The 12,420-nt window shown below is 50.8% G+C and carries 12 protein-coding genes and 1 rRNA gene; 12 read left to right on the forward strand and 1 reads right to left on the reverse strand.

Features of this window, described 5'->3' with window-relative positions:
* The 9 genes from rrf to pssA all read left to right on the forward strand — a co-directional run.
* Nucleotides 1-91 (forward strand): 5S ribosomal RNA (gene rrf / locus BM412_RS30795); the annotation flags it as partial.
* Nucleotides 92-481: 390 nt separating this feature from the next.
* Nucleotides 482-862 (forward strand): hypothetical protein, encoded by a 381-nt coding sequence (locus tag BM412_RS30800; protein WP_143111729.1) that lies wholly within the window; start codon nt 482-484, stop codon nt 860-862.
* A 335-nt stretch (nt 863-1,197) separates the two neighbouring features.
* A complete protein-coding gene (locus BM412_RS30805) occupies nt 1,198-1,659 on the forward strand; it encodes a CtsR family transcriptional regulator (protein ID WP_090986388.1) in 462 nt (153 codons plus the stop codon).
* Between the two features lie 36 nt (nt 1,660-1,695).
* Entirely contained in the window at nt 1,696-2,220 is a 525-nt protein-coding gene (locus tag BM412_RS30810; RefSeq protein WP_091225538.1) for a protein-arginine kinase activator protein McsA, read from the forward strand.
* Between the two features lie 27 nt (nt 2,221-2,247).
* On the forward strand, nt 2,248-3,324 hold the full coding sequence (locus BM412_RS30815; protein ID WP_091225539.1) for a protein-arginine kinase McsB: 1,077 nt from the start codon (nt 2,248-2,250) through the stop codon (nt 3,322-3,324).
* 2 nt (nt 3,325-3,326) lie between these two features.
* Complete coding sequence (gene clpC, locus BM412_RS30820) at nt 3,327-5,792, forward strand: ATP-dependent protease ATP-binding subunit ClpC (RefSeq protein WP_091225540.1); 2,466 nt, start codon at nt 3,327-3,329, stop codon at nt 5,790-5,792.
* 151 nt (nt 5,793-5,943) lie between these two features.
* Nucleotides 5,944-7,311, forward strand: a complete 1,368-nt coding sequence (radA, locus tag BM412_RS30825; protein WP_091225541.1) for a DNA repair protein RadA — start codon at nt 5,944-5,946, stop codon at nt 7,309-7,311.
* Nucleotides 7,312-7,326: 15 nt separating this feature from the next.
* Nucleotides 7,327-8,403 (forward strand): DNA integrity scanning diadenylate cyclase DisA, encoded by a 1,077-nt coding sequence (gene disA, locus BM412_RS30830; protein ID WP_091225542.1) that lies wholly within the window; start codon nt 7,327-7,329, stop codon nt 8,401-8,403.
* 154 nt (nt 8,404-8,557) lie between these two features.
* Complete coding sequence (gene pssA, locus BM412_RS30835; RefSeq protein WP_090986376.1) at nt 8,558-9,310, forward strand: CDP-diacylglycerol--serine O-phosphatidyltransferase; 753 nt, start codon at nt 8,558-8,560, stop codon at nt 9,308-9,310.
* A 99-nt stretch (nt 9,311-9,409) separates the two neighbouring features.
* Here the strand turns inward: pssA and BM412_RS30840 are convergent, their stop codons facing one another.
* Complete coding sequence (locus tag BM412_RS30840) at nt 9,410-9,805, reverse strand: nucleoside triphosphate pyrophosphohydrolase family protein (RefSeq protein ID WP_090986375.1); 396 nt, start codon at nt 9,803-9,805, stop codon at nt 9,410-9,412.
* Between the two features lie 187 nt (nt 9,806-9,992).
* Between BM412_RS30840 and BM412_RS30845 the strand changes: the two genes are divergently transcribed.
* The 3 genes from BM412_RS30845 (at nt 9,993) to ispF (ending at nt 12,397) form a co-directional block, all read left to right on the forward strand.
* Entirely contained in the window at nt 9,993-11,087 is a 1,095-nt protein-coding gene (locus BM412_RS30845; protein WP_091225543.1) for a PIN/TRAM domain-containing protein, read from the forward strand.
* A 105-nt stretch (nt 11,088-11,192) separates the two neighbouring features.
* On the forward strand, nt 11,193-11,915 hold the full coding sequence (gene ispD / locus BM412_RS30850) for a 2-C-methyl-D-erythritol 4-phosphate cytidylyltransferase (protein WP_091225544.1): 723 nt from the start codon (nt 11,193-11,195) through the stop codon (nt 11,913-11,915).
* Complete coding sequence (ispF, locus tag BM412_RS30855; RefSeq protein ID WP_091225545.1) at nt 11,912-12,397, forward strand: 2-C-methyl-D-erythritol 2,4-cyclodiphosphate synthase; 486 nt, start codon at nt 11,912-11,914, stop codon at nt 12,395-12,397. Before ispD ends, ispF begins: the two co-directional genes overlap by 4 nt.
* Nucleotides 12,398-12,420: the final 23 nt, after the last annotated feature.

The following is a 12,420-nucleotide window of genomic DNA, read 5'->3' on the forward strand; positions in this document are numbered from 1 at the left end:
ACGCGTACCCATCCCGAACACGACCGTTAAGCCCTCCAGCGCCGATGGTACTTGGACCGCAGGGTCCTGGGAGAGTAGGACGTCGCCAAGCACGAATAACCGACCACATTTGATGTGGTCGGTTTTTTGTTGTTAACGAGCTTAATTATCGATGGCGGAGAAGGATGAGGCTGGGGCCAAATGTGCTAAGTCAGGGACGCAACCGTTTAATCCTGTTTAATCCCATTAATCCCTACTGTAATGTCATTCTGGGTCGCTGAGCCGGGTCCTTGAAAAGATTACAGTTACCTAACTGTCACAAATATCTGTTATAAGCCAGAATACCTAAAATCTAACGGACAATAATGCCCGTTAGAACCGAAAATCTGCTCAATACACTAATGAATCAGCTGTAATGGACAATAGTGACCGTTACAGTCGGACTAATAGCGATAAATGCCTGTAATGGTCATTTAAGACCGTTACAATTTTATTAGGAGAGTTGGCGCCAAGCACGAATAACCGACCACTTTTTATGGGGTCGGTTATTGCCGAAGAGAAGGTAATGGCAATAGGCAGCCTCGGTGGACGATCAATTCATGTCATCGCCGGCGCCGCGACAAGCCGCGCTCCTGGAAAGCTTGCAATCGCAGCCGACACCACCGACAAGCTACTCTCCAGACAAGCTTGCCTGCAGATGCGTCAGTGTCAGCCCCAAGCGGCCGAACGCTCGCAGCGTAAGCAACGCACCTTCAACATCACTCCGATTTATAAAAGTGGCGGAATACTTATGCAGCTGCTTGAACCTCATGTAGTGGATAAACAAGTACATTTATGCTATAACCCACACTTTATCCTCACCCTGTGCAGAAGCTATGTATAAGTCCGCAAAAACCTCTCTCTTTTATCGTGGCGCAATTGCGTTATTCACATGTTAATAAATCTTTTTCATCTTCGCGCACATATATTGTTATTCAGTACAGTTGCCTTTTCGTTGTGGATAAGCGAACGGGCAACGTATAAATAGGCGCGATCCGCCCAAGATAGTAAGGATACGCAGTGGTGGCAATCCGCTTGACCTTTTGACAAATTTGCGTATAATAAAGTTAAAGTCAAAGAAAGTCAAAGTCAATTTGACTAAAAACTTTGACGATTTAGATTTCTTAGGCTATACAAGTCGCCGAGTAGATGTATGGGCAACTTAGGGAGGTTGGCGAAATGCGCAACATTTCCGATCTCATCGAGCAGTACCTCAAGCATATGCTTAAAGAAAGTCCCGGTGGTGCTGTAGAGCTTCAGCGTAATGATTTGGCCGACCGCTTCTCTTGCGTGCCGTCGCAAATCAACTACGTCATCAGCACGAGATTCACGCTGGAGAAAGGTTATTTTGTGGAGAGTAAACGCGGCGGAGGCGGTTATATTCGCATTCAACGTGTAGAGCTGCCCACACTGTCGGCCCTTCAAGAGCATCTTGCCCAAACCATCGGCGAGCAAGTGGATCAGGACACGGCAGAAGGCATTGTGTATCAGTTGGAGGAAGCGAAGGTCATATCCAGGCGAGAAGCTAATTTACTTCGCGCCGCGATATCCCGCGATTCCATCGCTGTGAAGCTGCCGCTGCGGGATGAAATTCGGGCTAGGCTATTGAGGGCGATGTTGATCACACTGCTCGTTAAGTAAGCTGCGCAAGCCTTGTATGAGGAGGGATAGTGCGGAATGCTTTGTCAGGAATGTGACAAGAAGCCGGCTACGCTTCATTTTACGAAGATTGTGAATGGCGAGAAGACAGAGTTTCATATTTGTGAAACATGCGCGCGAGAACGGGGAGAAGGAATTCCGGGCACGGCTAACGGATTCTCGATCCACAGCCTGTTATCCGGTTTGCTCGATTTCGAGCCTGCCGGGAACATGAATGCACTTGGCGCCAAGCCGCAGCAGCAGCTGCGCTGCGAGCACTGCGGACTGACCTATACACAATTCAGTAAGATGGGCCGATTCGGCTGCAGCAATTGTTATATCCAATTTGGCAGCAAACTGGACCCTATTTTTAAACGGGTGCATGGCAATACAACTCATGTAGGTAAAATTCCAAAGCGCACCGGTGTTCAAATCCAAGTGAAGCGAGAAATTGAACAGCTGAGAAGGGATTTGCACATGCGTATCGAACAGGAAGAGTTCGAGGACGCGGCCCAAATTCGGGATCGGATTCGGGAACTGGAGCGCAATATAGCCGATGTTTAGGCGCGGTTAGGAAGGTGATTCAGAAGGATGTCGAAGCGTTATGTAGATGAAGCGCTGAGCGACTGGATGAAGGGAAATGGCCCTGATACGGATGTTGTCATCAGCAGCCGCATCCGAATTGCCCGCAATTTATCGAGTCATCCGTTTCCGATGCTTGCCACAACAGAGCAGGCAAACGAAGTGATGGAACAGCTTACGAATGTGGCTGAAACGGGCCAACTGAGCGAGCTCGGCGAATTCGAAACCATCAAGCTCTCCCAGCTAAACGAGCTTGAACGCAGAGTGCTTGTGGAGAAGCATCTCATTAGCCCTAACTTGGCCAATGAGTCACGCAGCGGCGCCGTACTGCTAAGCGAGAATGAATCCGTTAGCATTATGGTGAATGAAGAGGATCATTTGCGCATTCAATGTCTATATCCCGGTTTTCAGGTTAAGGAAGCATGGGGTCTGGCGAATCGCATTGACGATATTTTTGAAGAAGTCACGAATTACGCTTATGACGAGCGAAGGGGATATTTAACAAGCTGCCCGACTAACGTTGGCACAGGCATTCGCTCATCGGTCATGATGCATCTTCCGGGTCTTGTGCTTTCGCAGCAGATCAACCGCATTTTGTCGGCCGTCACGCAGGTGGGGCTGGCAGTTCGGGGCATTTACGGCGAAGGCAGCGAAGCGCTCGGAAACTTGTTTCAAATTTCGAATCAAATTACGCTTGGTCAATCCGAAGGGGAAATCATCGAGAACCTGCACAGTGTGGCTCGGCAAATCATTGAGCACGAACGAGCGGCTCGCCAGCGTCTGCTGGAAGAATCGCGCGTCCGTCTGGAGGATCGGGTCTATCGTTCCTTCGGCATCTTGTCGCATGCGATGATCATGGATACCAAGGAGGCTTCCCAAAGGCTGTCCGATGTCCGTTTAGGCATCGATTTGGGTTTGATTCGAAATGTCTCACCGCAGGTAATGAATGAAATGATGGTATTAACGCAGCCGGGCTTCCTCCAACAGGTGTTTCATGAGAAAATGACGCCTGAGCAGCGGGATATTCGGCGAGCGGAACTTATACGAAGTCATTTACAAAGTGAATCCGATCATGGGGGTGTATGAACATGATGTTTGGAAGATTTACCGAACGGGCACAGAAAGTGCTCGCACTGGCGCAGGAAGAAGCGGTTCGTCTCGGTCATAACAATATCGGCACGGAGCATATTTTGCTCGGGCTGAACCGAGAAGGGGAAGGAATCGCGGCAAAAGCACTGATCGGTCTTGGCCTCAGCCTTGAGAAAATTCAAGATGAAGTGGAGACGCTGATCGGACGCGGACAAGAACAACCTACCAATATTGCGTACACACCACGTGCCAAGAAGGTAATCGAGCTTTCGATGGATGAAGCACGTAAGCTTGGACATACGTACGTGGGCACAGAGCATATTTTGCTCGGCCTGATCCGCGAAGGGGAAGGCGTAGCGGCTCGTGTACTGAACAACCTTGGCATTAGTTTAAATAAAGCACGTCAGCAAGTGCTGCAGCTTCTGGGCAGCAGCGAAGCCGTTTCAAGCAATCACGGCGCACCGACAAATGTAAGCACGCCAACACTGGATGGGCTGGCTCGTGATTTGACGGCCTATGCCAAAGACGGTAACTTGGATCCGGTTATCGGCCGGAGCAAAGAAATCGAACGCGTTATCCAAGTGCTGAGCCGCAGAACGAAGAACAATCCGGTTCTGATCGGGGAGCCGGGCGTGGGTAAGACGGCTATCGCGGAAGGTTTAGCTCAGAAAATTATCGCGGGCGAAATTCCGGAGACTCTTCGTGACAAACGCGTCATGACGCTCGATATGGGCTCTGTCGTTGCGGGTACGAAGTATCGCGGTGAGTTCGAGGACCGTTTGAAGAAAATCATGGACGAAATTCGTCAAGCCGGCAACATCGTCTTGTTCATTGATGAGCTGCATACGCTGATCGGTGCAGGGGGAGCGGAAGGTGCGATTGACGCATCGAATATTCTTAAGCCTGCTCTTGCCCGCGGCGAGCTGCAGTGCATCGGTGCAACAACGCTTGATGAGTATCGCAAATATATCGAGAAGGACGCTGCGCTGGAGCGCCGTTTCCAACCGATTACGGTGGATCAGCCATCGCCGGAAGAAGCGATTCAAATCCTGCACGGTTTGCGTGATCGCTATGAAGCGCATCACCGCGTGAAAATTACGGATGAAGCTATCGAGCAAGCGGTTAAGCTCTCCGATCGTTACATCACCGACCGTTTCTTGCCGGATAAGGCCATTGACCTTATCGACGAAGCGAGCTCCAAAGTACGCTTGAAATCGTACACGGTACCGCCTAACCTCAAACAACTGGAGAATCGCCTGGAAGACATCCGCAAGGAGAAGGATTCCGCGGTACAAAGCCAAGAGTTTGAGAAAGCTGCAGCACTTCGCGACACGGAGCAGAAGATTCGCGAAGAGCTCGATGTAACGAAGAATCAGTGGAAAGAAAAGCAGGGCCGTACGGATTCCGAAGTAACGCCTGACGATATCGCTCAGATCGTGGCAAGCTGGACCGGTATTCCGGTGTCCAAACTTGCGGAGGAAGAAACACAGCGCCTGCTCAAGATGGAAGATATTCTTCATGACCGCGTTATCGGACAAAGCGAAGCGGTGAAAGCCGTGTCTCGCGCCATCCGCAGAGCGCGTGCGGGTCTGAAGGATCCGAAACGTCCGATGGGTTCCTTTATCTTCCTCGGTCCTACCGGGGTTGGTAAAACCGAATTGGCTCGTGCGCTTGCAGAAGCGATGTTCGGCGATGAGAATGCGGTCATCCGCATCGACATGTCGGAATACATGGAGAAACACTCCACGTCCAGATTGGTCGGCGCACCTCCGGGATATGTCGGCTATGAAGAAGGCGGTCAATTGACCGAGAAGGTTCGCCGCAAGCCATATTCGGTCGTGCTGCTTGACGAAATCGAGAAAGCTCATCCGGAAGTGTTCAATATTTTGCTTCAAGTGCTTGAGGATGGCCGTCTCACGGACTCCAAAGGACGTGTCGTCGACTTCCGCAACACCCTAATTATCATGACGTCAAACGTAGGCGCTGATCAAATCAAACGCAATTCCTCCCTCGGCTTTACGGCTGCACAGGATGCGGGGCGCGACTTTAACATCATGAAAGATAAAGTGTTGGCAGAGCTGAAGAAGAGCTTCCGCCCTGAGTTCCTGAACCGGATCGATGAAACGATCGTGTTCCACTCGCTGGAGCAGGAGCATATCGCACAAATCGTAACGTTGATGTCCGAAGAGCTTCGCAAACGTCTGCGTGAGCAGGAAGTAGACTTCGAATTGACGGATACGGCGAAAGCATTCCTGGCGAAGGAAGGCTTCGATCCGCAGTACGGCGCGCGTCCGCTGCGCAGAGCGATCCAGAAGCATATCGAGGATCGTCTGTCAGAGGATCTGCTGCTTGGCAAAATCGCGAAGGGTCATCATTTGATCATCGACGAGAAGGACGGAGAGCTAACGGTTACCCACCGTGACAGCAATCACGTTCCGGCCGCAGAAGAGCCTGCGACCAAATAAAATGACACAAAACCCTTTACTCTACTGCCGAAGGCGGAGGAGTAAAGGGTTTTTTTGTGAAACAATGAGATCAGCCGCCGATAAGAATTGTTATCAGCATGCGTTAAATGGTAAACTTTGAATGATACGTCTTTTGCATAAGGAGCTGCACATGGCAAAACTTAAAGTGAAGTTCGCATGCACCGAATGCGGAACAGAGTCACCTAAATGGATGGGTAAATGCCCGGGCTGCGGGCAGTGGAATACGATGGTGGAAGAGAAGGAAACGGTTGTCAAGACGCAAGGAATGGGCTCGCCGCTCATTCAGACGAAAGAAAAGCCGCTTCCCATCATACATATAGAAAGTGGTCAGGAAAAACGGATCGAGACAACCAATCAGGAGCTCAATCGTGTGCTGGGCGGAGGCGTCGTGCCGGGCTCGCTTATTCTGGTCGGCGGGGATCCGGGTATTGGCAAATCGACCTTGCTGCTGCAAACTTCCCATGCGCTGGCATCGAAGAAGCTGACCGTGCTCTATATTTCAGGAGAGGAATCCGTACGCCAGACACGATTGAGGGCGGACCGTCTTGGCGCGTTGTCTGATACGTTGTATGTACTCTGCGAAACGAACATGGAGCAGATCAATGATGCGATTGAATCGGTTCAGCCGGATTTTCTCGTCATCGATTCCATTCAGACGGTTTATGACCCCAGAGTGGAATCTGCGCCTGGCAGCGTTTCGCAAGTACGGGAATGTACGGCTCACTTCATGCGGGTTGCGAAGATTAAAGGCATTGCAACGGTTTTGGTTGGCCACGTTACGAAGGAAGGCGCCATTGCGGGTCCACGGATGCTTGAGCATATGGTTGACTGCGTGCTCTACTTTGAAGGCGAACGGCATCATTCGTACCGATTGCTTAGGGCCGTTAAGAATCGGTTCGGCTCTACCAATGAAATTGGTATTTTCGAAATGGTTGAAGAGGGGCTGCGGGAGGTTAATAATCCGTCCGAGCTGTTCTTATCGGAACGTCCGCTTGGCGTATCCGGTTCTACCGTCGTGGCGAGCATGGAAGGCACTAGACCGGTGCTCGTCGAGCTTCAGGCGCTTGTCGCGTCAACGAATTTCCCCTCTCCGCGCAGGATGGCAACGGGGATTGACCACAACAGGATGACCTTGATTGTCGCGGTGCTGGAGAAACGAATGGGCATGTTCTTGCAAACGCAGGATGTTTACCTCAATGTCGCCGGCGGTATCCGGCTCGATGAGCCCGCTGTCGATCTGGCTGCCGCGGTTAGCATTGCATCCAGCTTCCGCGATGCCCCGACCAGACCATTCGACGTATTCTTCGGAGAAATTGGATTGACAGGCGAAGTGCGCGGCGTGTCCCGCGCTGAACAGCGAGTAAAGGAAGCACAGAAATTGGGATTTAAGCGGGTCATTATGCCTCAGAAGAGCTTGAAGGGCTGGACCCCGCCTGCCGGCATAGAAATCATCGGTGTAGAGACGGTTGCAGATGCGCTGTCCAAGGCATTCGGATAGAGGGGGGAGAAATCGATGAAAGAGTCAAACCAAACAGAGGTAGTGAATCAACTGCTCCAGATGGTCGCACCGGGCATGGCGTTCCGGGAAGGCCTCGATAATGTGCTGCGAGCGAAGACCGGGGCGCTCATCGTCGTCGGCTACAGTCCGGAAGTGATGGAAGTTGTAGACGGCGGGTTCTCCATCAATTGCGATTTTTCCCCGAACTATTTATACGAGCTGGCCAAAATGGATGGCGCCATTATACTTAGCGAAGATCGCAAACGTATTTTATATGCCAATACCCAGCTAATTCCCGACAGCTCCATCTCCTCCAGTGAGACGGGAATTCGGCATCGTACCGCAGAGCGGGTAGCGAAACAAACGGGCAAGCTGGTTGTATCCATTTCGCAGCGGCGGAATGTTATTACGCTTTATCAAGGTCAGTTCAGATATTCGCTTAAGGAAATGGGCGTCATTCTGACCAAAGCCAATCAGGCGATTCAAACGCTTGAAAAATACAAAGTGGTGCTGAACCAGTCCTTTACGAACCTATCCGCATTGGAGTTTGAAGAGATGGTCACCTTGCAAGAGGTTGCCCATGTTATCAAGCGGGTAGAGATGGTCATCCGCGTCAAAATGGAAATTAAACGGTATGTCAACGAGCTCGGTACGGAAGGCCGCCTTATCAGCATGCAGATGGAAGAGCTTGTCGGCGGCGTGGAAGAGGAAGCTTGGTTCCTGCTCAAGGATTATGTGAAGGATCCCAACGAGGACAGAATCCGTGAAATTCGCGCGAGCATCCGCAAGCTGAATTCCGAAGAACTGCTGGAACTGGGGCAAATCATGAAATTGCTCGGTTATAGCGGACTAAGCGCTGCATCCGAAGAAATGGTTGCGCCGCGCGGCTACAGATTGTTAAGTCGAATTCCAAGGCTGCCGCAGGTTATCATGAACAATCTCGTGGAACGATTTGGATATTTGCCTCATATTTTGATGGCAACGATTGAGGAATTGGACGCTGTGGACGGCATTGGCGAGGTACGAGCACGCGCGATTAAGGAAGGCTTGAAGCGGATCCAAGAGCAGATGTTCATTGACAGACAAATTTAAATCCCATACAATGAGGGAATGCAGACGGACGCTGGTTACAACTGACAATTAGCCGTATTGCACCCCTTAAACTTCTGGTGGAAGTTATTTTCTCAGTTTGCCTGCACTACTGCAAATTGCGGTTTTAGGGCATAGTAAAGATGAGGTGGAGCAAATGATTACGAAGTCAATACCGAGTCTTTTTACAGTGGCGAATTTATTTCTGGGTATTGTCGCCATTATTCTCATATTTCCTGAGAATGCGAAGCCTGAGGTAGCTGCGATGATGGTTATTATCGCGATGCTGATGGATGGCGTGGACGGCCGAGTCGCCCGCGCACTTAACGCTCAAAGCGAATTTGGTAAAGAATTAGATTCACTGTCGGATGTAATTTCTTTTGGAGTTGCACCTGCTTTTATTATGTATAGTGTTGCTTTCCAAGAACTCACTCCGGCTCCGGCTTGGATTATAACCGCGTTGTTCCCGATTTGCGGAGCATTAAGGCTCGCGAGATTCAATGTCATCTCCGGTATGCCCGGTTATTTTATCGGCTTGCCGATTCCGGCTGCTGGCGGCGTACTTGCCACACTGGCTTTGTTCCACAAAGATATTGCCGTATCCGTCTTGATGGCAAGCACGCTTGTGCTGTCGTTCCTGATGGTCAGCACCGTTCGTTACCCGAACTTTAAGAAGCTCGGCATTCCGAAGAACGCGATCTGGGTTGTACCGATTATCGTAGCGGTCTCCGTTGTGCTCGGCATTTTGTTCCCACATCATCTATCGAAGATCCTATTCGTTCCGCTGGTTCTCTACGCGCTGTACGGCCTAAAAAAAAACGTTGATCGGCGTCTCCCAAGCAGGAAACGCAAGCGTTTAATGGAAAGCCAGCGCCAAGAAGAAGCGGTTCACAGCGAACATAGCGCATAAGCCGCTAATAAGAAAGACCGCCTTGTCTGTCCCCTAAGGGGATGTACAAGGCGGTCTTTCTTGCGTTTACCGCTGATTATGCGAACAGATGGGTAAAGACTAAGTAAGATTGAATAAGCCGAGCGTACTGCATTTATCGGATTCGTGTTCAATGACGTCTTCGAGTTGAATGTCGAGCAGATTCGCCATCGCGGACATATAGAACAAATTCCGGCCGAGCTCGTTCTGTATGGCTTCTTTGCAATGTTCGCAGAGCTCGCCTGAAATGTGATGATGAAGCTTTGTTTTGGCTTGCTCGAGGTTAAAGTCATCCGCGAACTGCTGCTTCCGGGCATTTAACTCGATACATCCGCATTCCGTAACGGATTTGGCAACTGCCCGATTAACGGAAGCGCCGGACTGGCCGTACTTCGACATGACGTCTAACAAGCTGCGATGCCGCAACAGCAGTTCAGAGACCTGCTGCTGAAATTGCTCCAGTGTTGGTGCGTTCATCGATTCCACCTCATTTCAGGAATGGATTGCGTTTCTTTTATTATAAGCCTCCCCGCCCTGCATTTCAAAATGGATTTCTACTTTTTGTCCGCTTTTAGGGGTAGGTTAATAAATTCTAATGCTTTCGCTCGTACAGGCGATTAACGTAACCATAATTGGAACATAATTGTAATGGAGGTGGATTTATATGATGAAACGAATGATTCAACTGATTGGTCTTTTGTTCGGCGGAGTTCTGGGCGCTCAAATGAACAGCTCCCTAAATGGCAGTGTGAGCTGGGCGGAATCGTCAACAGGTCTTATGCAGCATTCAGGAAGCTATTACATGAACGTCGGCATTGGCGCGTTATGCGGTCTTGCAGCAGCAACGGTATTGGCAGGCTCCATCCTCAAATGGATGCGGCAAGGAGCGGAGCGGGCGTCAGCCATTCCGACAGGCGAACTGGTAGCAGGCGGCGGTGGATTAATTGGCGGGCTTGCACTGTCAGCGCTATTGTATCCGGTTTTATCCGGTTTATCGGGAGCAGGCCTATTCATTCCTCTACTACTGACGTTGTTCTTAGGGTATGCAGGACTTCGGATCGGGTTAAACAAACGTGAGGAATTTACGGAAAGTCTGAGAGGGCTCTTCGAACGTCGGAGTAATGCAGCTCGGGTGGAAGAGGAAAGCAGTTATGAGGAGCATAAGATTCTCGATACAAGCGTCATCATCGATGGCCGCATTGCAGACATTTGCAAAACCGGCTTTATCGAAGGCACTTTGGTCATTCCGGAGTTTGTGCTGGAAGAGCTGCAGCATATTGCGGATTCATCGGATTTGCTCAAACGGAACAGAGGGCGCAGAGGGCTTGATATTTTGAACAAGATTCAAAAAGAGCTCGACGTAAAAGTGCTGATCTATGAAGGCGAAGCCGAAGAGGGCGAAGTGGACAGCAAGCTCGTGAAGCTGGCGAAAGTGCTGCATGGTAAAGTGGTCACCAATGACTTCAACCTGAACAAAGTGTGCGAGCTGCAAGGGGTATCGGTGTTAAATATTAATGACCTTGCCAATGCAGTGAAACCGGTTGTTCTTCCCGGCGAAGAGATTGTCGTTCAAGTCATCAAAGATGGCAAAGAACATGGTCAAGGGGTCGCATATTTGGATGACGGCACCATGATCGTAGTGGAAGGCGGCAGAGACTACATCGGAACGACGATGGAGGTGCTCGTAACGAGCGTGCTGCAAACTTCTGCGGGCAGAATGATTTTTGCGAAGCCGAAATTGTTGGAAAAAGCGCTGTAACGCGGTATGATAAGTGTTATGCTAATTGGTTTGCGCGTACAATCGAAAGATTGGACATGCAGCATTTAGCTGTATACGAAGTTTACACGCGGGGCGGTTGAAGGCATGGAAGCAGCAGGTGCAAAATGGGGCGTCGTCGTTGTGGCGGCGGGCCGTGGAACCAGAATGGGCACGGCGGAGAGTAAACAATATTTGCTCTTGCGGGACAAGCCTATTCTGGTACATACTCTTGAACGATTTCAAGCCATGGATGACATTGCGGAAGTGGCGCTTATCGTCGGTCAGCAGGATGTGGACCGATGCCGGGAATTCGTAACGGAGTATGGCCTTCACAAAGTGAAGCAGGTGGCAGCTGGCGGAAGCGAGCGTCAGCATTCGGTACATCGCGGATTGGCGGCTTTAAGCGACTCGGTCAACTGGGTCATGGTTCATGACGGCGTTAGGCCGTTTGTGACGGAGCATGCGGTTCGGTCATGTATGCATAAGGCTCTTCAGACCGAAGCGGCTGTGCTTGCCGTACCTGTTAAAGATACAATAAAGCAAGTGAATGAAACCGGCGCCATTACGGCGACTCCGGATCGGCGAAGCTTGTGGGCGATTCAAACGCCGCAGGCTTTTCGTCGTTCCTTGCTGCAGCAGGCGCTCGATCAAGCAGCCGCGGATCAGTTCCTTGGCACGGATGACGCGATGGCCGTGGAACGATTAGGGGTAACGGTATCTGTAGCTGAAGGCGATTATACGAATATTAAGATTACAACACCGGAGGATTTGCCGTACGCGGAGTTTCTGCTGGCATGCCGAGAGCGGGAGAGGGGATCGAAATCATGATTCGAGTAGGACAAGGGTTTGATGTGCATCAATTGGTGGAGGGACGGCCTTGTATCATTGGGGGCGTTACCATTCCGTACGAACGCGGGCTTCTAGGGCATTCCGATGCCGATGTACTGCTGCATGCAATCAGCGATGCGGTGCTGGGGGCGTTGGGCCTTGGCGATATCGGCAAGCATTTTCCGGATACGGATCAGGCGTTCAAGGATGCGGACAGCTTAAAGCTGCTTCAGCATATTTGGGGATTGGTGAAAGAGCGCGGGTATAAGCTTGGCAATATCGATTCGACGATCATCGCGCAGCGTCCGAAAATGCTGCCTTACATTCCACAGATGGTCGAGGTTATTGCAGGAGCGCTGGAAGCCGAGGATCTCTCGCAGGTGAATGTGAAAGCCACCACGACGGAGCAGCTCGGATTCACCGGACGCGGCGAAGGGATTGCCGCGCAATCGGTTGTCTGCCTTGTAAAAGTTGTGCTATGATTCTGCAATACAATCGCTTGCCC

Source organism: Paenibacillus sp. BC26 (genome assembly GCF_900116125.1).
Taxonomy (GTDB): Bacteria; Bacillota; Bacilli; order Paenibacillales; family Paenibacillaceae; genus Paenibacillus_Z; species Paenibacillus_Z lignilyticus.

Excerpts from the sequence above, each read along its gene's own strand:
- clpC (WP_091225540.1), top strand. The coding sequence starts at position 3,327 with ATGATGTTTGGAAGATTTACCGAACGGGCACAGAAAGTGCTCGCACTG.
- ispF (WP_091225545.1), top strand. The coding sequence starts at position 11,912 with ATGATTCGAGTAGGACAAGGGTTTGATGTGCATCAATTGGTGGAGGGA.
- BM412_RS30845 (WP_091225543.1), top strand. The coding sequence starts at position 9,993 with ATGATGAAACGAATGATTCAACTGATTGGTCTTTTGTTCGGCGGAGTT.
- BM412_RS30810 (WP_091225538.1), top strand. The coding sequence starts at position 1,696 with ATGCTTTGTCAGGAATGTGACAAGAAGCCGGCTACGCTTCATTTTACG.
- disA (WP_091225542.1), top strand. The coding sequence starts at position 7,327 with ATGAAAGAGTCAAACCAAACAGAGGTAGTGAATCAACTGCTCCAGATG.
- ispD (WP_091225544.1), top strand. The coding sequence starts at position 11,193 with ATGGAAGCAGCAGGTGCAAAATGGGGCGTCGTCGTTGTGGCGGCGGGC.
- BM412_RS30805 (WP_090986388.1), top strand. The coding sequence starts at position 1,198 with ATGCGCAACATTTCCGATCTCATCGAGCAGTACCTCAAGCATATGCTT.
- BM412_RS30815 (WP_091225539.1), top strand. The coding sequence starts at position 2,248 with ATGTCGAAGCGTTATGTAGATGAAGCGCTGAGCGACTGGATGAAGGGA.
- pssA (WP_090986376.1), top strand. The coding sequence starts at position 8,558 with ATGATTACGAAGTCAATACCGAGTCTTTTTACAGTGGCGAATTTATTT.
- BM412_RS30840 (WP_090986375.1), bottom strand. The coding sequence starts at position 9,805 with ATGAACGCACCAACACTGGAGCAATTTCAGCAGCAGGTCTCTGAACTG.
- radA (WP_091225541.1), top strand. The coding sequence starts at position 5,944 with ATGGCAAAACTTAAAGTGAAGTTCGCATGCACCGAATGCGGAACAGAG.